This is a genomic window from Vibrio floridensis (genome assembly GCF_021852965.1).
Lineage (GTDB): Bacteria > Pseudomonadota > Gammaproteobacteria > Enterobacterales > Vibrionaceae > Vibrio > Vibrio floridensis.
In genome coordinates, this window is record NZ_JAKGCY010000009.1 from 120533 (window position 1) to 141739 (window position 21207).

Annotated in this window: 22 protein-coding genes; 14 read left to right on the forward strand and 8 right to left on the reverse strand. The window is 46.4% G+C overall.

What is annotated here, in order from left to right:
• Positions 1-4: 4 nt before the first annotated feature.
• The 4 genes from LZU85_RS14440 to LZU85_RS14455 all read left to right on the forward strand — a co-directional run bounded on the left by LZU85_RS14440 (position 5) and on the right by LZU85_RS14455 (position 3394).
• Positions 5-724, forward strand: a complete 720-nt coding sequence (locus LZU85_RS14440) for an energy-coupling factor ABC transporter ATP-binding protein (protein ID WP_176298777.1) — start codon at positions 5-7, stop codon at positions 722-724.
• Positions 702-1289 (forward strand): molybdenum cofactor guanylyltransferase MobA, encoded by a 588-nt coding sequence (gene mobA / locus LZU85_RS14445; RefSeq protein WP_045596890.1) that lies wholly within the window; start codon positions 702-704, stop codon positions 1287-1289. The genes LZU85_RS14440 and mobA overlap by 23 nt, the downstream gene beginning before the upstream one ends.
• On the forward strand, positions 1286-3064 hold the full coding sequence (locus LZU85_RS14450) for a bifunctional molybdopterin-guanine dinucleotide biosynthesis adaptor protein MobB/molybdopterin molybdotransferase MoeA (protein ID WP_237287393.1): 1779 nt from the start codon (positions 1286-1288) through the stop codon (positions 3062-3064). The genes mobA and LZU85_RS14450 overlap by 4 nt, the downstream gene beginning before the upstream one ends.
• A 63-nt stretch (positions 3065-3127) precedes the next feature.
• On the forward strand, positions 3128-3394 hold the full coding sequence (locus tag LZU85_RS14455) for a DUF2960 family protein (protein ID WP_011080421.1): 267 nt from the start codon (positions 3128-3130) through the stop codon (positions 3392-3394).
• 95 nt (positions 3395-3489) lie between these two features.
• Here LZU85_RS14455 and nagK read toward each other — a convergent pair whose 3' ends face one another.
• Both nagK and LZU85_RS14465 read right to left on the reverse strand, forming a co-directional pair.
• Positions 3490-4401 (reverse strand): N-acetylglucosamine kinase, encoded by a 912-nt coding sequence (nagK, locus tag LZU85_RS14460; protein ID WP_011080420.1) that lies wholly within the window; start codon positions 4399-4401, stop codon positions 3490-3492.
• Positions 4402-4582: 181 nt separating this feature from the next.
• Complete coding sequence (locus LZU85_RS14465; RefSeq protein WP_237287394.1) at positions 4583-5332, reverse strand: tRNA-uridine aminocarboxypropyltransferase; 750 nt, start codon at positions 5330-5332, stop codon at positions 4583-4585.
• 144 nt (positions 5333-5476) lie between these two features.
• On the opposite strand from LZU85_RS14465, the gene LZU85_RS14470 reads away from it, so the two are divergent.
• Complete coding sequence (locus tag LZU85_RS14470; protein WP_237287395.1) at positions 5477-6268, forward strand: sterol desaturase family protein; 792 nt, start codon at positions 5477-5479, stop codon at positions 6266-6268.
• 6 nt (positions 6269-6274) lie between these two features.
• Here LZU85_RS14470 and LZU85_RS14475 read toward each other — a convergent pair whose 3' ends face one another.
• Positions 6275-8302, reverse strand: coding sequence for a methyl-accepting chemotaxis protein (locus LZU85_RS14475; protein WP_237287396.1), 2028 nt, complete (start codon positions 8300-8302; stop codon positions 6275-6277).
• 107 nt (positions 8303-8409) lie between these two features.
• On the opposite strand from LZU85_RS14475, the gene LZU85_RS14480 reads away from it, so the two are divergent.
• Positions 8410-8898: a C40 family peptidase gene (locus LZU85_RS14480; protein ID WP_419795974.1), complete on the forward strand. Its 489-nt coding sequence runs from the start codon at positions 8410-8412 to the stop codon at positions 8896-8898.
• A 58-nt stretch (positions 8899-8956) separates the two neighbouring features.
• On the opposite strand, the gene LZU85_RS14485 is transcribed toward LZU85_RS14480, so the two are convergent.
• The 3 genes from LZU85_RS14485 to LZU85_RS14495 form a co-directional block, all read right to left on the reverse strand.
• Positions 8957-9301: a DUF3802 family protein gene (locus LZU85_RS14485; protein ID WP_176298772.1), complete on the reverse strand. Its 345-nt coding sequence runs from the start codon at positions 9299-9301 to the stop codon at positions 8957-8959.
• 156 nt (positions 9302-9457) lie between these two features.
• Positions 9458-10420, reverse strand: coding sequence for a diguanylate cyclase (locus LZU85_RS14490; RefSeq protein WP_237287398.1), 963 nt, complete (start codon positions 10418-10420; stop codon positions 9458-9460).
• On the reverse strand, positions 10417-11382 hold the full coding sequence (locus tag LZU85_RS14495) for a response regulator (RefSeq protein WP_237287400.1): 966 nt from the start codon (positions 11380-11382) through the stop codon (positions 10417-10419). Before LZU85_RS14495 ends, LZU85_RS14490 begins: the two co-directional genes overlap by 4 nt.
• A 227-nt stretch (positions 11383-11609) precedes the next feature.
• Between LZU85_RS14495 and LZU85_RS14500 the strand changes: the two genes are divergently transcribed.
• Together LZU85_RS14500 and LZU85_RS14505 are read left to right on the forward strand one after the other, a co-directional pair.
• Entirely contained in the window at positions 11610-12476 is an 867-nt protein-coding gene (locus tag LZU85_RS14500; protein ID WP_176298769.1) for a fructosamine kinase family protein, read from the forward strand.
• Between the two features lie 223 nt (positions 12477-12699).
• On the forward strand, positions 12700-12903 hold the full coding sequence (locus LZU85_RS14505) for a CPXCG motif-containing cysteine-rich protein (protein ID WP_176298768.1): 204 nt from the start codon (positions 12700-12702) through the stop codon (positions 12901-12903).
• Between the two features lie 36 nt (positions 12904-12939).
• On the opposite strand, the gene LZU85_RS14510 is transcribed toward LZU85_RS14505, so the two are convergent.
• A complete protein-coding gene (locus LZU85_RS14510) occupies positions 12940-13560 on the reverse strand; it encodes a riboflavin synthase subunit alpha (RefSeq protein WP_237287402.1) in 621 nt (206 codons plus the stop codon).
• A 234-nt stretch (positions 13561-13794) separates the two neighbouring features.
• Here LZU85_RS14510 and LZU85_RS14515 point away from each other — a divergent pair, with 234 nt between their 5' ends.
• A complete protein-coding gene (locus LZU85_RS14515; RefSeq protein WP_237287403.1) occupies positions 13795-15168 on the forward strand; it encodes an MATE family efflux transporter in 1374 nt (457 codons plus the stop codon).
• A gap of 71 nt (positions 15169-15239) precedes the next feature.
• On the opposite strand, the gene LZU85_RS14520 is transcribed toward LZU85_RS14515, so the two are convergent.
• The gene (locus LZU85_RS14520) at positions 15240-16085 is read right to left on the reverse strand and encodes a DNA ligase (RefSeq protein ID WP_217904602.1); all 846 of its coding nucleotides are present in this window, start codon (positions 16083-16085) and stop codon (positions 15240-15242) included.
• A 299-nt stretch (positions 16086-16384) separates the two neighbouring features.
• On the opposite strand from LZU85_RS14520, the gene LZU85_RS14525 reads away from it, so the two are divergent.
• From LZU85_RS14525 to LZU85_RS14545, 5 genes are read left to right on the forward strand one after another with little or no spacing between them, the layout of a single operon-like run.
• Positions 16385-16705, forward strand: a complete 321-nt coding sequence (locus tag LZU85_RS14525) for an STAS domain-containing protein (protein ID WP_176298764.1) — start codon at positions 16385-16387, stop codon at positions 16703-16705.
• A gap of 36 nt (positions 16706-16741) precedes the next feature.
• Positions 16742-17587 carry an OmpA family protein gene (locus tag LZU85_RS14530; RefSeq protein WP_176298763.1) on the forward strand — a complete coding sequence of 282 codons (846 nt, stop codon included), beginning with the start codon at positions 16742-16744 and terminating at the stop codon, positions 17585-17587.
• A complete protein-coding gene (locus LZU85_RS14535; RefSeq protein WP_176298762.1) occupies positions 17584-19683 on the forward strand; it encodes an SLBB domain-containing protein in 2100 nt (699 codons plus the stop codon). Before LZU85_RS14530 ends, LZU85_RS14535 begins: the two co-directional genes overlap by 4 nt.
• Positions 19683-20375, forward strand: coding sequence for a P-loop NTPase family protein (locus LZU85_RS14540; RefSeq protein WP_176298761.1), 693 nt, complete (start codon positions 19683-19685; stop codon positions 20373-20375). The genes LZU85_RS14535 and LZU85_RS14540 overlap by 1 nt, the downstream gene beginning before the upstream one ends.
• Before the next feature lie 17 nt (positions 20376-20392).
• The gene (locus LZU85_RS14545; protein ID WP_237287405.1) at positions 20393-21205 is read left to right on the forward strand and encodes a phosphate/phosphite/phosphonate ABC transporter substrate-binding protein; all 813 of its coding nucleotides are present in this window, start codon (positions 20393-20395) and stop codon (positions 21203-21205) included.
• Positions 21206-21207 lie beyond the last annotated feature (2 nt).

Below are 21207 nucleotides of genomic sequence, written 5' to 3' on the forward strand. Positions count from 1 at the left end.
TGATATGACGATTAAAATTACCGCTCGAGATCTTTCCATGCGCTTTAAAGAGCGAGTGCTGTTTCACATTCCTCAACTTCAAATCGGCCCGAACGATGCCATTTACCTCAAGGGGGACAATGGGGTTGGCAAAACGACCTTGTTGAAGATCTTGGCTGGTTTGGTGCATCCGACGAGCGGTAAAGTGTGTGCGCAAAATAATGGCTGGCTTCGCCGCTGGTTTACTTCATTGGGCCGTCGTGATGTTGTTTATCTTCATCAGTCCCCTTATCTGTTTGATGGCTCCGTCTATGAAAATGTCCTTTACGGCATCAAATATGATGGTGGCAGCACAAAGGAGAAACGAGCCGAAGTGATTCACGCGCTGCGTATGGTAGGCTTAGAAACCTTAGCCGATGAGCATGTGTCTGTGCTGTCTGGTGGCGAGCGTCAACGGGTTGCGATGGCTAGAGCGTGGATCCTAAAACCTTCAATCTTGCTGATGGATGAACCCAGCGCGTCGGTTGATCAAGAGTCGATCGAGCGTTTAGTGGTGTTAGCGCAAGATTTATTAGCGAGAGGTTCCAGCATTGTGGTCACGAGCCATCAAACCAACGCGCTGACCGATTTGTGTAAAAAACAGTGGTGGATCAAAAACAATACTCTGGTAGAGTCGCCACTCTTGTATGTCATTACAAAAGAGTTATCCCAAGAGAATACCTATGCTACAACCAACACTCACTAGTTGGGTTATTTTAGCTGGCGGCCAAGCTAGCCGAATGGGCGGTAAAGACAAAGGCTTGATCGCCTTAAATAATAAGCCGTTGATTGAGTACGTCATTGACCGGCTAACGCCGCAAACTTCAAACATTCTGATCAATGCCAACCGCAATCAGGATGATTACCAACAATATGGTCCCGTGTTTGGCGATCATTTTCAAAATTTCCCAGGTCCTATGGGCGGCATTCATGCCGGATTGCTGCACGCGATTACCGACTGGGTTGGGTTTGTCCCTTGTGACTGTCCACGCATCAATGAAGACTTGGTGGAGCGTTTTTGTCGTGCGGTGACGGACGAAACCGACATTTTGGTTGCCCATGATGGCGATCATCAGCAACCTGTCTTTACTCTGTATCACAAGCGTGTCTTGCCTAAACTGACGGCGTTTTTAGAACGCGGTGACCGTAAAATCATCCTACTCTACAAAGAGTGTCACACACAGTATGTGGATTTTAGTGATTCTCCAGACTGTTTCGTCAACCTCAACACGCCTGAAGAACTCACCCAATTTGGACAACTAGAATCATGAGAAACACCATCACTTTGCCTTTACTTGGCTTTGCTGCTTATTCAGGAACAGGAAAAACCACCCTACTGGAAGCCTTGTTGCCTAAATTGACCGCAGCAGACCTGCGAGTGGGTTTACTGAAACACGCTCATCATGATTTTGACGTCGATAAACCGGGTAAAGACAGCTACCGCTTACGCAAAGCGGGTGCCTCACAAATGCTGATTGCTTCAAGAAATCGTTTTGCCTTGATGACAGAAACTCCAGAAGCTGAATCGGAATTTGATTACCTGCTGAGCCGCTTTGATCAGCAAACCATCGACGTCATTTTGGTAGAAGGCTGCAAGAACATTGCGTTTCCCAAAATCGAATTGCATCGTGAAGAAGTCGGAAAACCTTGGTTGTACCCTAATGATGAGAACATTATCGCCATCGCTTCAGACAGTGGCCCGTTAGAAAGCGCACTGCCCCAACTCAACATCAATGATTTGGATGCGATTTGCCAATTTGTCCTCGATTATGTTCACCAACATCAGCAAGTGGCCACGCAAAATGCACCTGCCGCATGTTGCGATACGCTTTCTCCGGCGTTTCTTTCTGTTGCCCAAGGGCAAGAGAAAATTCTCTCCCTTGTCTCTACTGTGGGTGATATTGAATCGTGTCCGATACAACACGCCTATGGGCGTGTGCTGGCTCACGACGTGATTTCTCCGGTGAATGTACCGCAATACACCAACTCAGCGATGGATGGATACGCCATTCGAAGTGATGACTTACAGCGAGAAAGTTACCAGATCGTGGCTGAAGTGCTGGCCGGTTACCACTACGAACACCCGTTAGAATTGGGGCAAGCGGTCAAAATCATGACCGGTGCGCCAACGCCCATCAACGGAGATACGGTGGTCATGCGTGAGCAAGCGCATCAAGACGGTGACAAGGTCACTTTCAATGGTGCCAACATCAAAGCCGGACAAAACGTACGCCAAGCGGGTGAAGATTTAACCATCGGCAGTAGCGTGTTTACCGCAGGGACTCGCCTCGCCTCGCCTGAAATGGGCATGATGGCTTCTCTTGGTTTTGCACAAGCCAATGTATTACGTAAGTTGAAAGTGGCAGTCTTCTCCACCGGCGACGAAGTTCAAGCGCCTGGTACAGAACAGAAAGCGAACTCTATCTACGATTCAAACCGTTTTACCATTATGGGCATGCTTGAGAAGCTCGGCTGTGACATCTTGGACTTCGGCATTCTAGAAGACAACGAGCAATCGATGATCGACGCACTAGAAAGCGCAGCGCAGCAAGTGGATGTGGTCATTACTTCGGGTGGCGTGTCCGTTGGCGATGCCGACTACATCAAACTGGCTCTCGACAAGCTCGGTCAAATTGATTTCTGGCGCATCAATATGCGGCCAGGACGCCCATTGGCATTCGGTCAGATCAATGAAAAGCCGTTTTTTGGCCTTCCGGGCAACCCTGTTGCCGTGATGGTGTCATTCATCAACTTTGTTGAGCCTGCTGTGCGTAAAATGCAAGGCGAGCTAGGCTGGAAGCCATTGAAAGTCAGTGCGATTGCCAAAGAAGATTTGCGTTCTCGCCAAGGCCGCACGGAGTTTAGCCGTGGTGTCTATGAATTGGATGAAACTGGCCGCCTAACCGTTCGCACGACTGGGAAACAAGGCTCTGGCATTTTGCGCTCGATGAGTGAAGCCAACTGCTTGATTGAAATTTCTCCCGCGGTGGATAGTGTAAAAACGGGAGAAAGCGTGACAATTATTCCACTTCAAGGCAGAATCTAGCCCTGTTGTTGTTAGATACAGATACAAGGTCAGCGCGTCTGGCCTTTTATTTTGAGAGATTTCATGATTCGTACCATTATTTACACCTATAAAGGTGTTGAAAAAACTTTGCCATTTTCTTACGAAAAACACCGTAATATTCATGAAGCGGTTGCAGAAGCGGAAGGAATTGATATTCGCGACTATCTGAAAATGGAACAGCAAATTGAAGCGATTTCTGATACGAAAGCCGTGCGCAACTACCGTGATAATCACTTTAAAAAGCTTGGCTTTGGCGTGATCACGATGAAACAGAAAGAAAACCTAGGCGTAGGTAAGAAGAATAAGTAATTCGCTTCTGCTTCGGACTTCCCGTGATGGAATGGGTCTAAAAGAAAAGGCTTGCATGATTGCAAGCCTTTTTCATTAATGGGTTTTGCCGCGCATTAGCCTTTGATGTTCAAGAATGCTGCACCACGTACACCGCCTGAATCACCATGTTTTGCTTTGATGATCTTCGGACACTTAGCGACAGAAAGCAGATACTTAGGCACACGCTTTGGCATCTCTTCATAAATCAGTTCAAAGTTCGACAAGCCACCACCGAGAGCAACAACGTGCGGGTCATTCGCGGTGAAGATGTTACCAAAACAGATCGCAAGAAGTTCCATAAAACGTTCGACATGCTCAGCAGCTTTCTCATCCCCTGCTGCATTGGCTTTGATGATGTCGATGGCTTTCTTCTCTTCACCGTAGTAATGGGCGTAAAGCAATTCAAAACCACGGCCAGAAAGGTAACTGTCTAGACAGCCTTTTTTACCACAACCACACCCTAGCAGCGGCGCGTTGTCGCCTAAATGGAACCATGCATCCAATGGCAAACGCATGTGACCAAGCTCACCAGCAACGTTATTGCGACCTGAGAAGACTTTGCCTTCGTAGATCAAACCACCACCAAAGCCCGTACCTAAGATCAAACCCATCACTGAAGGGGCGTCTTGCAATTCTTCATCCCATGCTTCAGACAGTGCAAAACAGTTCGCATCGTTTTCAATTTTTACGCTACGACCAATTTTGGCTTCCAGATCCGCACGTAACGGCTTGCCTTTTGCCGCGGGTACGTTAACCGTCAGTACCGTTGCATCGTCAGCGTCTTCCATGCCTGGTAAACCAAGGCCAATTTTGCCTTCACAAGCGAACTCTTGGTCGTATTTTGCGACAAGACCTGCGATGGTTTCTAACAATAACGGATAATCGTCGGTTGGTGTCGGAACACGCTCTGTTGCCACGCGCTCTAGTTTTTCGTTAAATGCACCAAATTCGATTTTAGTGCCACCAACATCAAAGCCGTAATACATGAATTTCTCTCCTGAAATTGCTGCATGGAGCCAAAAATGAGCCCCTAAAATAAGCGTAAATTATAAAAACTAGCGCCATTATCCATATCTCTACGCCTGCAAACCGTGACACAGGCAGGATTTATCTTTTCATGACGTCTGTTTGCGTAAGTTGCCAGCAACTGAGAAGTAAAGCTTAGACTTAACTCTCGCTTTTGAACTCCGCGATGAAACGTTTCAGTACTGGTCGTTCGAAGTCGCCTTTTCCACGGCTTTTGGTGAGTAAGTAACTTTCACGAAATACTTCAAACCAGCTTTGTAGACAGCGACTGGCCTGTGTTTCACCCGCTTGTTTAAGCACCAGTGATGCCACTTCAACCGTTGAAAGATGCTGCTCGTTATCTGAGCGTCGCATCAGGTAAGCGGATAGAGCCTCTGGATGAATCGATAATACTGGCAGTGATGCTAGAAAATCGGAGCGACGAAAGATCTTACGCGCCTCACGCCAACTGCCATCAATAAAAATAAACAACCATTTTCGATTCGCTTCGGTCGCTTGGCTTCGAGCTAAACCGGGCAAATCTTCAAGCAGACGCTTAGGATCGTCTACATAGTCCGCGGGGAACACCACCACTGGTTGGTACTCATTACTTGCTAGCAAACGCAACATGTCGCTATCGGGTTCGGTGCGGTTCCACTGATAGACGTAGGTTTCTTTTATGGTGTCTGCGATCAATCGACCAGTGTTACTTGGCTTAAACACTTCGTTGTCAGAGACAATCAGCATGCAGGCGATATTCGACTCGATATCAGGTTGATAGCCACAAATGCAATGTTGTTGCGCAACGTGACAGTAGTTGCAGCGGATAACGTTACAGCCACGCGCATTAAAAGGCTTGGTTGAGATAGACTGTCGGTACTGGTATAACCGATGGAAAGCATGTACTCGCATGATGTCGCGTCGAATGAAGTCAAAAGGAGCACGATTTTAATGTCAGTTCAGTGAGGCGACAACCTTCAATGCATTTGCTGATAAGAGAATCTTGGTCTCCGAGGCCTTAATAATAGAATAATGATTAAATATGGATGAGATAGCATGACGGACCCTTCCCTGCTTCGCTTGAGTTTTTTCCTTGGTGTTCTTTTGATCTGTTTTGTCTGGGAGAATCGATGCCCGCGTAAAACACTGACCGTTTCTCGCTCGTTTCGTTGGGTCAACAACCTCTCTTTGGTGGCACTCAATAGCGTATTGGTTACACTGCTCGTGCCCGTAGTCGCCTTTGAAGCTGCACTACAAGCGCAGCATCATCAATACGGACTGTTCCATGCATTGAATATGTCGGCGACTTGGAACCTCTTGTTTTCAGTCATTGCTCTCGATTTCATCATTTACTGGCAGCATTTGCTGTTCCATCGTGTCAAACCATTGTGGCGACTACACAGAATGCATCATGCCGACCTTGATATTGACGTGACCACCGGAACCCGATTTCATCCTTTAGAGATGTTGATTTCGATGGGCATTAAAGTGGCAAGCGTTTTTGTGCTTGGTGTTTCTCCCCTAGCCGTGGTGGTATTTGAGATCATTCTTAATGCCAGCGCGATGTTTAATCACAGTAACGCCAAGCTTCCGTTGAAAGTAGACCATTGGCTGCGCCGGATAATCGTGACTCCAGATATGCACCGAGTACATCACTCAACGGAAGTGAAAGAGACCCACTCCAATTTTGGTTTTTTTCTTTCTGTGTGGGATCGGTGCTTTCATACTTATCGCGCACAGCCCAAAGCAGGCCATGATGCGGTTGTTATCGGTGTTCCAGAGATTCGTCATGCCGACGAGCAACGGCTCGATAAAATGCTGACGCAACCCTTTCGGATTGCACCATAAATCAGTTTAAGCGAGTTGGTATTTGTGTAGCATCTCTTGTTGCTGCTCTGAGATGAGAGAAACTTGCTTAGAGCTTTCTACCATGGCTGAAAGCTGATGATGTGATTCTTTTGCTTGATCAGAGACGTGGGTAATGGATTTAGATACGTCGGTTGTTGCCCTCTGTTGTTCGAGAGTGGCCTGTGCAATTTGTTCCACTTTGGTGCGGATATGCTGCACGGCGTATTCAATATCTGCAAAAACCACGCGCACTTCATCACTGGATGCCAGTGCTTGCGACATGCTTGCACGTGACTCATCAACCGATTGACGGCTGCGTTCAGCTGCAAGAACGAGCTCATTCATCATGCTGCTTATATTGGTGGTTTGTTGGGATGTGTCACTGGCCAGTTTACGCACTTCATCTGCCACCACAGCAAAACCGCGCCCCTGCTCGCCCGCTCGAGCGGCTTCAATGGCGGCATTCAACGCAAGTAAGTTGGTGTTTGCTGCGATGCCGCTGATCATATCCACCATCTCCAGAATTGCCTCAACTCGGCTATCAAGCTCTTTCATCGCATCATCATTCACATTCAGCGACTGCTCAAGGCGTTCTAACCGCTCTAAACTTCCCTCTACAACACAGACACCGCGTTTGGTGTTCTCTGCAGCTCGTTCAGCATCAGCGAGTGACGTTGTCGTCACCTGCGAAATCTGATTGATGGAGCTTTCTAGCTCGACAATCGTGGAGACCATGGATGATAACGCGCGATTTTGTCTCGTTAAGCTTTGGCTAGCCTGTTCGGCTGCACCATGGCTTATCTCTGAGCTCTGATATAAGGATTCACAGTTTTGCGTTACCAACGAAAGAGATTGCTGTGTCGCACTGATCACTAAGTTCAAATTCTCTGCGATCTCTCGCATTTCTCTTGGGCCTGAAGCGACCGCCTGATGACGAAAATCGTGCTTTGTCAGTGCATCAAGCCGAGAAAGAATGCCACGCAGGCCACTTTCAACCCAACGCTTGAAAGAAAACCAAGAGGCAAGCAACGTAAATAAGAAGGCCGCGCCACCATAAACAACGGTATTTTTGGTTTGGCCAATCGTATTGTGAACCAAAGATTCGTTTTGCTTAATCAGTAAGCTCGCCGTTGCGGACAAATCATCTAATAGTGTTAACGTGGTGTTGGCTAACTGAGTAACGCGATGAATCTGCAACTGTCTTTGTTGCTGACGTTCAATTTTACGCATGACTTCTGCAAGCACCCCGCTCTCTTGAAAACCGGTGAGTACGATATCGTATGGTGCAGTCAGGCTGGTAAAATTCGTTACATCTGGGTGCCACTCTTTAAAGTCATCAAACGCGAGCTCAATCCCTGCGATGCGGTTCTTCATCTCTTGGTAGTGTTTATCCGCTACCCTAATATCATTTTGCATTAGCAGCATGAGGAAGGTGCTTTCCATCGAACTGGCCCCTGCGCTAAAGCGGTTTGAAGCATCTTGAGATTCAGGATTATCCATTGCCAAAAATGAACTAATTCGTGTCATTTCTGGGCCAATAGAACTTAGCCCGTAGCGAAAAGTTGAAATCGCTTGTTCCAACGAGGCCTGAATTTCGATCTCATTCGCTTGTGACGCCAAAATTGAATGGCTAACTTGCGAGAGTTGCGACATGTTCTCATTTAGCAAGTCTTTTTGCTCGGCAGAGAGTAAACCACCCAGCTGGGCGCTGAGCAATTCGAGAGTTTCCACCAGTTGAGTATTTTGCTGGTCGATCTCGCTCACTTTTTGTGTAACTTGCGCTAAGGCATCCGTTTCGAACAGCGTAACACCGTAGTTTAATTGCTTTATCTGTTGCAGAATGCTCTGAGTGAGTTTGGCATTATTGAACGCCATTGGTAAGGCAGATTCGGATAATGAATCAAATTGTTCACCAAGTTTATTCACGTTGATGTAACTTGATGATGAAAGCAAAGAGACAAACAACATCAGGGTGACAAAAAGCCCACTTATTGCTTGAATCAACGAAATAGAACGATTTTTAATAGTAGTCATAGGTTAACCAGTCGATGACGTCACAAGAAAACGGCGTAGTGATTTCAAGTGAGTCTAGAGTTGGCATATGACTGTAATGTGACAGTTTTGCGATAGAGAGATGACAAGTGACTCAGTGCAAGTGGTTAATAGCGTTTACTTTTTACCTCTTATTAACGGGGTGTGCTCAGAGCCCCACTCAAAGTGTGAATAGCGATTTAACATCGCCCAGTTCACCGGAGCTTTGGTCCGGAAACCACAAACTGCAGCAATTTTTCCTTGATTGGCAGGGTACACCTTACTTGTTCGGTGGCGACTCCAAATCGGGCATCGATTGCTCGGCATTTGTCCAGCAAGCTTTTACTCACGCTTATCAACGCTCGTTGCCAAGAACAACCAAAGCGCAAGTACAGTATTCAGTTGAAATTCGGTGGGACGAAAAACAATTAGGTGACTTGTTATTCTTTAAAACGAGCAAATCCGATTACCACGTAGGCATCTACTTAACGGACAAACAGTTTATGCATGCTTCTACGTCGAAGGGTGTCATCATTTCGAGACTGGATAACCCATATTGGGCAAGCACTTTTTGGCAAGTAAGAAGGGTTACAATGTAACCCTTGGGAAGGTTGGTTTGAAGCTGAAACTCTACGAGGAGGAAAAATGGCTTCTTTTCTAATCGTATTTTGCAACGGCGGTGTCGAACAAATTTTTCACTAACGCGATGTATTCATCCAAAAAATTAATTTGTTCATTAGTGGCTTTTTTATACCAAACCCCCGCGAGCACTTCACCTAAGTCTTCCGCTACGGAGTCCGCCTCTTTTAGCAGCTTAAAGCGAACGCTTGAATGTAACTCTGGATTCTGCTCAAAAATAGCCATGATATTTGAGGCGATCATATCCGTGACGACATCTTCAACGGTTTCAGTACCTGTGTCGCCAACATCAGATGCAAACACATCTAAATTTAAGGCAAGGTGTTCAATGAGCGCTAAGTATCCATCGGTGTTAACAACCACTCTAATTCTCCGTCTGAACGCTTACTTAGTACGTAAGCTTACATCGTTGTTCTCTTTGTTAATACTAAGCCAGTTAGAGAAAATTTCATCCCCTTATTTGATTATATTTGCCATTATTTGATGAAACGGCAAATTTGCATCAAAAATGAACAAAGATCACTCTTCGTTTACGGTAACCTGATTTCGTCCCCCCTCTTTGGAGCGATACAAAGCGTCATCAGCGGCTTTTAGCCACTCGGTGTGAGAGGCAAATTTTGGCCTAAACTCACAAACACCCAAACTAATTGTGAATTTTATTTCGAACTTTTCTACGCATACCATTTCCTGTTCGATACGTTTTCTTAGCCGCTCAGAAAAGTAACGCGCTTGGTCTGCACTGGTATTGGGCAGCAAGACGGTAAACTCTTCCCCTCCAAATCGTCCACAAAGATCACTATTGCGCGCAGTTTTACGCAAAAAGGCCGCTGTTCGCCGAATGACTTCATCCCCAGCATGGTGTCCATAGGTGTCGTTTACTTTTTTAAAATGATCGATATCGAATATGACGAGAGAGCTGATTGATTCTTGAAGTTGCATGCGAGCAAACTCCTCTTTTAGAGAGTGCTCCCAGAAGGCTCGATTTAGTAGACCGGTAAGGCCATCACGTCGGCTGATTTCCGAAAGATGATGGTTTGTTTCTTTAAGGTGCGTTTTGCTTCGTGCAATTTCAGATACGTCATTAATTTGAATTGCAACATGACTGATCTCACCTTTAAGTGAACGTAGCGGTGTGATCACGATATCTTGATACATGTAGGTGCAGCTGTTTGACACGGGGGAAAAGTTATGGAACTTGAACAAGTAAGGGCGATTTTCCCAGCTAGAAAATGACCGTGTCTCTAAGACGCTTGCCGTGTTAACTTTGGTCTCCAGCCAAGCGCGTGGTAAATCGACAAAACAGTCGAAAAGATTTTTACCAAGAATATGCTGACTCAGTACGCCACTGTAAGATTGCATAAAGCTGTTCCAGACACAGACATTGTATTCTCTGTCGATAACGACTAATCCGGAATCCATCGTGTCTAGGATTTGTGTGATCCAATGAAAGTCAGCGATGTTCAGGGTTAAATCGGAACTCATATTGACTCCATAATTTCGTAGATAATGCTGACTGACGGTTTATCAATCAAAAACAGGACTTCGCATTCAAAGTCTAATGATTCAGCAAAATAGGTATATTCAACCGTAAACAGTTCGTCTGACTCTCGTGCACTGTCATATTGGGAGCTCAAGCTATCGATAATTGCGGGCTGACGAAGTGAAAACTGTTTGTCTAATTGCCCCCCCAGCGAAGTGAGGAATGAGGAAACTAATAAATTTGAGACGTTTAGTATAATTTCATTGTGGGTAGAAAAGTCGCGAAGATAGCCAAGTTTTTGCCCGATATTGTCAATGTCATTTCCCCAAAGACAGACTAACGCTTCGCCGTGGATTCCGCCACCAACAAAGCGCTGCGACACGGCCACTGCGCCTTCCCGCTTAATGACATCGGCCATGGTCATACACAGTTCACCATATGTCAGTGGGCCTACGCTAGGGACTGGCAACTGAATAAACTCATTGAGGTGGTCCGCCATAATGGCAGCCCCTTTGCCCAAGGCGATGTTGGTAATTTCTTTGAATTTTGCAAATGCGCTTAGTTTGGGCTCAGGGTTTGCAGCGGGCTTGAGATGCGGCTCTGCGAAATGCAAACCGAACTTAGCGAATAGAGGCTCTATTTCATTTCTGGCAAAAGGTTTGCATAAAAACGCCATCGCACCAAGCTCTAAGCAACGTTGTTTTGCTTCTTGCTGTACATCCCCAGAGACAACAATAACATCAGTGTGATATTGGCTGACCGGAAGGTTAGCAAGTAATTCAAATCCATCCATAATAGGCATGGTGAGATCGAGAAAAAGAAGATCAATATTTTGCTCCATCATCATCTGAAGAGCTTCGTAGCCATCTTGCGCTTCCAAAATGTGGATTGAGTTGTCGCAAACAATGGAACGACTGATTGATTTTCTCGCAAATGCCGAATCGTCACAAATTAGGATTTTCATACTACTATTGGAACCAACATCAAAAACTGAATGATACTTGGCGATTATTAAATGCTCTAGTGTTCAAACCACTAAACTCGTGATCACTAAGCGACTGGATTCACATTTATGCTAATTTTTAGCTCCAACTCGCTATGATGTTGTCAAAGTTTGTCAGTTAACCAAATCAGAAATTGAGTTATGAATTAAACTATTAGGTGTGTGGTGATTTAGAAGAGAGGAAGATTATGTGGCAAGCGATTTCTCAACAACTTTCTGAAGCCTTAATGTTTTCATTTAACATCGTTGAAAAAGTCCATCTATCGGGTGGCGATATCAGCGAATGTTACATGATCAGTGATGGAGAACAACGTTACTTCGTTAAAGTGAACTCCAAGGAGTATCTGGGTAAGTTTCAAGTCGAAGCAGAAAATCTTCGCTTGATGCGTCAAACAGATAGCGTTGCGTTACCTGAGCTCGTTCTGATTGGGCAGAGCAAGACAAATGCCTTTATCATTCTTAACTACCTTGCCACTAAACCTCTTGAAGATAATGAAAACAGTTTCGCCTTTGGACAAAAATTGGCAAAACTTCATTTGTGGGGTGAGCAAAAACAGTATGGCTGCGATCAAGATAACTACCTTGGTGCAACATTGCAGCCCAATTCTTGGCACAAAAAGTGGTCGACCTTTTTCGCTGAACAGCGAATTGGCTGGCAACTTCAATTGCTGAAAGAGAAAGGTGTTGTATTTGCGTCAGTAGACGACATTGTTGAAGTATTTTCGAGACTTCTTGCTAACCATAATCCACGGCCTTCACTCATTCATGGCGATTTGTGGCACGGCAACGTCGCACTTTCCGCTTTTGGACCCATTTGCTATGACCCTGCTTGCTACTGGGGAGATAGAGAATGTGACTTAGCAATGACTGAGTTATTTGGCGGATTCCATGCGGACTTCTATCGCGGTTATGAAGCCATCGCCCCTCTTCCCAGCGGATATAGCGAAAGGAAAGAGCTGTATAACCTCTACCATCTTCTCAATCATTGTAATTTGTTCGGCGGTCACTATCTCGAGCAGGCTCAGAAGTCGATTGACAACATTCTATCCTACTGAATGCATGTGCGTCTTTTTGACGCACATCACCTCAATTTCAAACCTGTCGTTTCTATAGTGAGCGGATAGTCATGTTTTGTACTTAATTCGTCCCAAATAGCAACTTATCTGCCTACTATGAAAGTAAGCTCTTAGAGTGAAATTGAGATAAGTCTAGAAGAGACAACATCCTTTGCATTCCCCCTTCTAGATGGAAACAGGATAGACGTAAGGATTATGATGTATGCGTAACTACACTGAGAAGCGATTTGCTTGTCCACACTGTGGACACAATATTGGCATTACCCTAGATGCAACCAATGGCGACCAAGAATTTTATGATGACTGCCCAGCGTGTTGCCATGCGATACATTTGAATATGATGGTTGACGAGCTTCATGACACCATCCATCTCACCGCTGATGCAGACGACGAACAAGTATTTTGACCAAAAGATGTGTCTATATCGCTAACTGGGTATCACCTAAATGGTGATACCTTTAGTTGATAACACTCGTTCAACGGTATCCACAATGGCCTGTGTTTGTGGATCAAACTCGATATTCACGCTTTCCCCAACTTTACGCTGACCAAACAGAGTTCGATTTAGCGTCTCTGGAATAAGATGCACACTAAAACGATCTGCTTCGACTTCCCCAATCGTTAACGAGCAGCCATCCACGCCTATGTAGCCTTTCGCCAATATGTATTTCATCGCATCATCGTGAGGCAGTTTGAACCAAATGGTTCGGTTATTTGGTGTATCAATGATTTGATCGACCTTTGCCGTGGTACTGATGTGGCCCGACATTGAGTGACCACCAATTTCATCCCCAAACTTTGCCGCTCTCTCGATGTTGACTCGATCGCCAACACGAAGCGTTCCTAAGTTGGTTAACTTGAGTGTTGCTTGCATTAAGTCAAAGCTGACAAGATCATCGGCTATCTTTGTCACCGTCAGACAGCATCCATTGTGTGCCACTGAAGCACCAATGGCCAAGTCACTAAGCATCTCGCCACATAAGCGAATAGTATGAGTTTGAAATGACTCTTTTGCCTCAATGATAACAACCTCTGCCGTACCTTGAACTATGCCTGTAAACATCTAACCAGCCTTCTTTTCTATAGATTGAAATGTAAGATTCCATTATTATCCCAGTAGAATATACCTAGCGCGGTAACACTACCGGATTTCAATACTGCCTCCTTCTTTTCCGTTGTGCAACTACGGCATTAATGCGTTGAAAACGTCGAAAGGCCTGACGTCGGATAGGCATGTGCGTTTACCGCGTAGGATATATGCGTCTTTTCAATCTTCTGCTTAGCTTCGGAGTCAATCGTGCATCGCTATAAGAAAGAAGCGTCTAGCTTAATTAAACTTGCAACTCCAGTCTTAATTGCCTCTGTTGCTCAAACGGGAATGGGATTTGTTGATACTGTCATGGCCGGTGGGGTAAGTGCTACCGATATGGCCGCAGTTTCTGTTGCTGCGAGTATATGGCTGCCTTCGATACTGTTTGGAATTGGTTTACTGATGGCCCTCGTTCCTGTTGTCGCCCAACTCAACGGAGCAGGAAAGCGTGAACGGGTGCCATTTGAGATACAGCAAGGTGCTGTCATGGCACTATTGATTAGCGTTCCTATTATCGCGGTCCTATTTCAAACACAATGGATTCTTGGTTTTATGAGCGTCGAGGCTGAAATGGCCGAGAAAACGATGGGTTACATCCATGCGGTTATTTTTGCTGTTCCTGCTTTTTTGCTATTTCAAACGTTAAGAAGTCTAACCGATGGTCTATCGCTCACTAAGCCTGCCATGGTCATTGGCTTTATTGGGCTTTTGCTCAACATCCCTCTTAACTGGATGTTCGTCTACGGCAAACTTGGGGCTCCGGCTTTAGGGGGTGTTGGCTGTGGTGTTGCAACCGCCATTGTGTATTGGGTGATGTTTTTACTGCTGTTGCTTTATGTGACCACGTCACAAAGACTGAAGCCGATCAAGCTGTTTGCGACTTTTCACGCACCGAAATTAGCCGCTCAAGTCACCCTGTTTAAGTTGGGTTTTCCAGTCGCTGCGGCACTGTTTTTCGAAGTGACCTTATTTGCAGTTGTCGCCTTGTTGGTCGCTCCTTTGGGGTCAACGGTGGTAGCGGCTCACCAAGTTGCCATCAACTTTTCGTCTCTCGTCTTTATGTTACCTATGAGTATCGGTGCGGCAACCAGTATCCGTGTGGGACACATGTTGGGGGAAAGATCGACGGAAGGTGCACGAATCGCTTCTCATGTTGGTATTCTTGTTGGTCTGTCTACCGCTGTGATCACTGCGCTGATTACCGTATTGCTAAGAGAGCAAATTGCTCTGCTGTACACAGATAACCAAGTCGTGATCACTCTCGCTATGCAGTTGCTTATCTTTGCGGCCGTATATCAATGTACCGACGCCATTCAAGTGATCGCTGCGGGTGCACTGAGAGGTTATAAAGACATGAAAGCAATTTTCAATCGCACCTTCATCGCGTATTGGTTACTGGGTTTACCCACGGGTTATGTGCTTGGATTGACCGATTTGATCGTCGAGCCTATGGGAGCTCAAGGCTTCTGGATAGGTTTTATTGTTGGACTTTCGTCTGCGGCTGTGATGCTTGGCGCTCGCTTACACTGGTTGCATCGCCAGCGTGATGAGATTCAGTTGAACTATGATTTGAGACCCTAGTCTTTAACGAGGGTCTCATGTTTGTGGCGGCTTAGCGTTAAGTCGTCATATTTACCAAGTCGTTATACTTTTTATTCCGCCTGTCGTTCTCTCATGTAACGCGCAAACTTTGGCTTACCAGAATTAGTGAAGCCATTGTGACGAAAAGTGACGGTTGCACCGATTGCGGGCGGTCTCTTACGTTGTTCATCGGTAAAGCCACTGCCAATATAAAATTCAGTACCATCTTCAAGCCGAACCAATAGCGCACCGAGCATGCCCATCAATCGCCCACTTCCCGGTTTATAGCCAATCACGGTCGCCTCTGCATCATTGAACTTCTTCAGTTTGAGTAGATCGTTTCCTCGCCCAGCTTGATAACGGCTGGTGATATTACGCAACATCACCCCTTCACCACTCAAGCCGGTAATCGCATCCAGTTTTTCAAACAGCTCTTTCTCGCTATGGATCGGTTTGTGTTCAACAAAGCGGATATGTCGCTTGTCGATATTCTTCACCAAATCAATCAGGGTGTAGTAGCGTTTTTGGTAGTCACCCGCTGATTCGGGCAAATCAAACACCATGAACCGAAGCTGTAGCCAGGCCTCGTCCGATGGCTTGTGGTCGAGCACAGTTTGCTGCACAAGATGGAAATTTCCTCGTCCTGCCCACAACTCTCCATCGAGAGGCATCTTCGGTAAGACATCAGTAAACCAACTAGGCGCATAAATTGGATTACCATTGCGCGTGACAAAGCGCTCTCCAGTCCAGTAAGCCCGAATACCATCGAGTTTTTCACTGTACCAATAGTCCGTAACCCGGATGCCATGCTGGTACGACTGAGCGAGCATCACTTCAGGTAAAGGTATTGGTTCGTATTCTGCCTGGGCAGTCGATGTTGCTAGCATGGCTATAGACAACAGGCTTAAACGTATCATCACTCATCCTTGAATTCGTCATCTGCTCCTCTTGTACTGTATTTGTTGCGCTGATTCATTAACTCGACATGGGTTCATAAACGATGTGCGATTTTCATCGTCAAAAACCGTCTTTGCGATCTAAAAATTGCACCATTTTCATGCGACACACCGAATTTTTGATGATTCTCAAATTGAGAATTCGTCCTCTCTAATTGAGAATGGCGGTAATGTGTTGGGTAACATATTGAAATTTGTGATTTATATTTTTGGCATACAACCTGCTCCCATAACATCATCCCAATACGGAGAACGATATTATGGAACTTTGCACACTCGACATTAATCAACACACACTCACCCTATCTATCACTGGAAACTTTGACGCCCATGGCAGCCGTCAAGCCCAAATCCACATCGATAACCTGATCAACAACGATGCTCACCATGACATCGAGGTTGATATGGCGGGTGTCGAATTTTTGGATTCTTCAGGCATTGGCGCGATTGTTTACCTTTACAAACGTCTGATTGAACGTGACCGAAGCATGCGCATTGAAAATGTTCGCGGTCAGCCATTAGAAATCATCAGCCTACTGCGTATAGACCACGCCATCCCGGTCAACTCGAAGCAGTTTTAACCATAAAAAATACTCTGGAAGAGAACGGAGGTTGGCATGAAATCGAACGGAATATCATCACTATTAAGCATCACACTTCTGTTTCTATCGGGGTGCGCCAGTTACCCTGAACAAGGCAGCGGAGGGATGGCGGAAAGCTACCAAAACATTCATTACGAGAATGCCGACTTCTCTCCCGTGATGCCTGATGAGCCTTTAGGTCCTGAACACGGTATGCGCTTTGACTGGCAAATCGCCAAGTTGCACCTTGACTCTTTAATCAGAGAAGGCGCCAAATGGTGCTTCCCCGCATCTGTCGTGCAAGCGCTTGAGTTGCAAAATCGGATCGCTCGTGAGTTGCAAGGTGGCTTGTTGCTCGATGCGGCCAATGATCTAGTGATTCAACGTAAGCGCCTTCACCAATTGGAACAGCAGTTAGATTACGTGCTGTCTCAAACCCGTTGTGTACCACCCAACGATGAACATCAGTTCCGCTTGCAGTTGGATGTGGTCAACGATATTTATCAGCTACTCAATATAGACAATCAATTTGCCGTTAACTCAGCGGAAATCAACCCTAAATACATGGGACACCTTGCCAAAGCGGCGAACTTATTGCGTGAAAACGAGCGGCTCACTTTGGCGGTCACTGGTCATGCAGATGCCACTGGCAACGAGTCGTACAACGAAAAACTTGCCATGGATCGTGCGGAACAAGTGAAACGTTACCTCACCATATTTGGACTTTCGCCAGAGCGTATCACCACTCAATCTTTGGGCGAAAAACTGCCCCTATTTGACGGTGACAGTGCCGCGGTAAGACTCACCAATCGCCGCGTCAGTATCGAAGTGCAATCGCCTGCTCAAACCGAGCAAAAAGTAAATTCAGGGGGCCGACCATGAGCTTAGCCAAACATTATTTGCTACTGATTTTGTTGCTCGTTGTATTGGCGCCCTTTAAAGCAAAGGCGATAGAAGAACGTGTCCAAGTCGGCGATTTAATTCAAATTAACCTACCGGGTGAGGGGAGTCTCAATCGTGGGTTTCAAGTCGATAAGCGTGGGCGCATTACCTTGCCAGAAATCGGCCCTATCTATGTAGCGGGTTATCAAGCAGAACAGCTTGAAAATGCGGTTAAACAGTCGCTGTCCACCGTTTTTCGCGATGTGAGTAACCTCGCAGTATTCATCAAACAGCAACAAATGCTCATTTCAGTGCAGGGGTATGTTACCCAACCGGGTGAGTATACCCTACCCCAAGGTGCCAGTGTCGAGATGGCGTTTCATGCCGCAGGCGGACTCCGTTCAGGCGCTCAGCTCGACAAAATGCAGCTCAAACGAGGAAGTGATCGCAGCGAGTTTAATTATAAGCAGTTTCTTGATACGGGTAACGATGAGTTACTGCCAGCGCTTACATCGCTGGATGTCCTATTTGTGCCTGCCTCTCCACTTGTTGGCAACATCGAACAGACGTTCGATCCTGCCAAACTGGCCGACAGTGGTGACAGCGCTGATTCTGCGAAAGGAATAAAAGTGTTCGGCGAGGTCAACTCTCCGGGTTCATTCAGTTACAAAGCGGACACCAATTTGGTAGATATTCTAATGCGCTCTGGCGGTGTTACTCGCTACGCTGGCGTTGAGCAGATCCGTGTTATCTCGAACAATGAGCCGCGAATCTTCAACCTAAAAAAATACCTAGACAGTGGCGATGCCTCGTTACTTCCTGAAATTGCACCGGGTTCCACCGTCTTTGTGCCTCGCCAAGAAGAAGAGATCAAATCGGGTGCGAACACGATTTACATTATGGGTGAAGTGGCGCAACCGGGAGCCTATGAGGGCAAACCTGGCGCAACATTCATGGATATTCTTGCCAATGCAGGTGGCCCAACGCGCTTTGCTGAATCGCGCCAAATCCGCGTGCTAAAAGCGGATGGCCGTGTGATTCGTTTTGACTTAACCGCTCACACCGAAGGTTTAGGTCACAGCAAGATACCTCAGATCCAAGCGGGTGACACAATTTTCGTACCAGAAAAAACCGACATGAACGAAAAGTCATGGCTCAAAGTCGCGCCCGATCGCGCGGTGGCAGTGATGGGAGAAGTCGTTCGTCCCGGCCGCATAGAGTGGTCTGATGAAATGGATTTGATGGATCTTCTCGCTCATGTTGGCGGCCCGACGCTGCGCGCTGACACAACAAAAATTGAAGTCGTCAATCAAGGGAAAATGCAGGTGTTTGATCTGGATGCGTTTATTCGTAAAGGCGCACCAAGCCAATCGCTACCGAGAATCCAAGCAGGCGCGATTGTTCGCGTGCACGATCTGCCACAGGATCCTTCAGACAACAAATCGCAGTGGGTGAGACAAAGTTCTGACTCCTCAATTTACGTGTTCGGTCAAGTTAACGCCCCAGGCCGCTATCGCTTTACCAACGAAATGCACTTCCTTGATATCTTGTCTGCTGCTGATGGACCAACCAAAGACGCCGATATCCACAACATTCGCGTGACTCATCGTGATAAGAGCTATTCACTGGTGAGCAAACTAAACTTATCGCTCTATTTCGAAACTGGTGACGAGTCGCTGCTGCCGCAAGTCAAAGCCGGTGATACGATCTATATCCCCGAAAAAGAGAAAAACTGGCTTGATACCAGTAAAGAATCCACCGTGCGAGTACTGGGCGCTGTCAACAAACCCGGTCGCTACGCGTTCAATGACAACATGACGATCTTAGATTTGCTTGCCGAGGCTGGTGGCCCAAGCTCGAGTGCCTATCTAGAAAAGATAAGTGTGGTGAACATGTCATGCTGTCAAGGCCAAGCGCGCACGTTCGATTTAGTCAGCTTCAGTAAAACCGCCAACATTTATCATCTCCCCGTTATTCGTGCAGGTGACACTATTTACATTCCAAGCCGTGATGAAAGTTTGTTGGAAAAGGCCCGCGCTGGATTGCGTGATGTGCTGCAAATCACCACCACACTTGTTTTGATAGGAGCATTGTAATGACGATTCCTGCAACCCATGCTGAAATTGAGCAGATTTATTTAAAGGCTGAACTCGAACAAATTCGCACTATATGCTTAACTGGTTGCTGCTCAGGTGACGGCGTCACATCAATTGCCACTGCGCTCGCTGAACGTTTTATTCTGGCGGGACATAACACGCTCTATGTAGACTTGAATCTGTTTAAACCCGCCTTTCACCATGTGCACAGTTTTGAGCATGAAGAGCAACCCGGGGTTCTGATTGAGCACAACGAAACGCATCAAGTATTGGTGGGCTTACCTGTCCCACAGCAAACCGCCATCAAGTTAAGCTATAAGGATCCCGCTAACTTGTGCGCTGCGGTCAATAAATGGCAAAGCCATTATGAGCGCATCGTGATAGATACCTCACCACTGCTTAATCTCAACAAAGGCAATGTACCCGCTCAAAGCGTCGCAAGTGCGTGCGATGCCACCATTTTAGTCGCCTGTTATGGCACGACAACGGAAAACCAAATCCTACAGGCGCAAAATCTACTCAGTGCCAGTTCTATCCATTTGATTGGCACCATTCTCAATATGAAAAATGCCCCCAGTTTTTCAGAAGAACTTGTCCGACAACTGAATAAGTTCCGCTTTCTTCCACTAAGCTTAAGAAAGCGCTTAGAAATTTGGTTGTACCGTAATGAATTTCTCAATTTGCCTTACTGACAATCGGAGAGATGACAATGAAAACAAAACGCTCACTTTTGCTGATAATTGCATTGCTGTTCTTTTCGTCGTTCGGCATCGCCAAACCATTGGTATTTGGTATCGTCCCACAACAATCGGCCAGTCGCCTTGCAGAAACATGGACGCCCGTCATTAAAGCGTTGAGTGAAACAACCGGTTTGGAGATTGTTTTTGCCACCGCACCTGACATTCCAACCTTCGAGCAACGCCTCGCGAATGGCGATTACGACATCGCCTACATGAACCCGTATCACTATGTCGTCTATCACGAGCGTTCTGGCTATCAAGCCATTGCCAAAGCGAAAGACACACGTATTCATGGGCTGATTGTGGTTAACGCAGGGAGCGATATTGATGATGTCCGACAGCTCTCTGGTCAAACACTTGCGTTTCCCTCCCCAGCTGCTTTCGCTGCAACCATCCTGACTCAGGGGTATCTAAACCAACAAGGCATCTCCTTTCAGCCCAAATATGTCTCGTCACACGATTCGGTTTATCTCAATGTCGCGAAGGGTTTTATCGCGGCAGGTGGCGGCATAGAACGCACACTCAACGCTGCGCCAGAAGAAGTCCGCAAGCAACTGCGAGTCCTGTGGACCAGTGCTGGTTATACCCCACACCCGATCGCAGTGAAAGCACAGATCGATCGCGACACTCAGCTCGCCATCCAAACTGCGCTGACAAACTTGCACCAACGCAACGATGGTGAAGAGCTTCTAAGCCCTTTAAAAATTCATGCATTTCTTCCCGCGTTAGATCAAGACTGGAATGACATTCGAGCATTGAATATCAACGTGTTAGAGCATTGAAG

Excerpts from the sequence above, each read along its gene's own strand:
- LZU85_RS14440 (WP_176298777.1), top strand. The coding sequence starts at position 5 with ATGACGATTAAAATTACCGCTCGAGATCTTTCCATGCGCTTTAAAGAG.
- mobA (WP_045596890.1), top strand. The coding sequence starts at position 702 with ATGCTACAACCAACACTCACTAGTTGGGTTATTTTAGCTGGCGGCCAA.
- LZU85_RS14450 (WP_237287393.1), top strand. The coding sequence starts at position 1,286 with ATGAGAAACACCATCACTTTGCCTTTACTTGGCTTTGCTGCTTATTCA.
- LZU85_RS14455 (WP_011080421.1), top strand. The coding sequence starts at position 3,128 with ATGATTCGTACCATTATTTACACCTATAAAGGTGTTGAAAAAACTTTG.
- nagK (WP_011080420.1), bottom strand. The coding sequence starts at position 4,401 with ATGTATTACGGCTTTGATGTTGGTGGCACTAAAATCGAATTTGGTGCA.
- LZU85_RS14465 (WP_237287394.1), bottom strand. The coding sequence starts at position 5,332 with ATGCGAGTACATGCTTTCCATCGGTTATACCAGTACCGACAGTCTATC.
- LZU85_RS14470 (WP_237287395.1), top strand. The coding sequence starts at position 5,477 with ATGACGGACCCTTCCCTGCTTCGCTTGAGTTTTTTCCTTGGTGTTCTT.
- LZU85_RS14475 (WP_237287396.1), bottom strand. The coding sequence starts at position 8,302 with ATGACTACTATTAAAAATCGTTCTATTTCGTTGATTCAAGCAATAAGT.
- LZU85_RS14490 (WP_237287398.1), bottom strand. The coding sequence starts at position 10,420 with ATGAGTTCCGATTTAACCCTGAACATCGCTGACTTTCATTGGATCACA.
- LZU85_RS14495 (WP_237287400.1), bottom strand. The coding sequence starts at position 11,382 with ATGAAAATCCTAATTTGTGACGATTCGGCATTTGCGAGAAAATCAATC.
- LZU85_RS14500 (WP_176298769.1), top strand. The coding sequence starts at position 11,610 with ATGTGGCAAGCGATTTCTCAACAACTTTCTGAAGCCTTAATGTTTTCA.
- LZU85_RS14505 (WP_176298768.1), top strand. The coding sequence starts at position 12,700 with ATGCGTAACTACACTGAGAAGCGATTTGCTTGTCCACACTGTGGACAC.
- LZU85_RS14510 (WP_237287402.1), bottom strand. The coding sequence starts at position 13,560 with ATGTTTACAGGCATAGTTCAAGGTACGGCAGAGGTTGTTATCATTGAG.
- LZU85_RS14520 (WP_217904602.1), bottom strand. The coding sequence starts at position 16,085 with ATGATACGTTTAAGCCTGTTGTCTATAGCCATGCTAGCAACATCGACT.
- LZU85_RS14525 (WP_176298764.1), top strand. The coding sequence starts at position 16,385 with ATGGAACTTTGCACACTCGACATTAATCAACACACACTCACCCTATCT.
- LZU85_RS14530 (WP_176298763.1), top strand. The coding sequence starts at position 16,742 with ATGAAATCGAACGGAATATCATCACTATTAAGCATCACACTTCTGTTT.
- LZU85_RS14535 (WP_176298762.1), top strand. The coding sequence starts at position 17,584 with ATGAGCTTAGCCAAACATTATTTGCTACTGATTTTGTTGCTCGTTGTA.
- LZU85_RS14540 (WP_176298761.1), top strand. The coding sequence starts at position 19,683 with ATGACGATTCCTGCAACCCATGCTGAAATTGAGCAGATTTATTTAAAG.
- LZU85_RS14545 (WP_237287405.1), top strand. The coding sequence starts at position 20,393 with ATGAAAACAAAACGCTCACTTTTGCTGATAATTGCATTGCTGTTCTTT.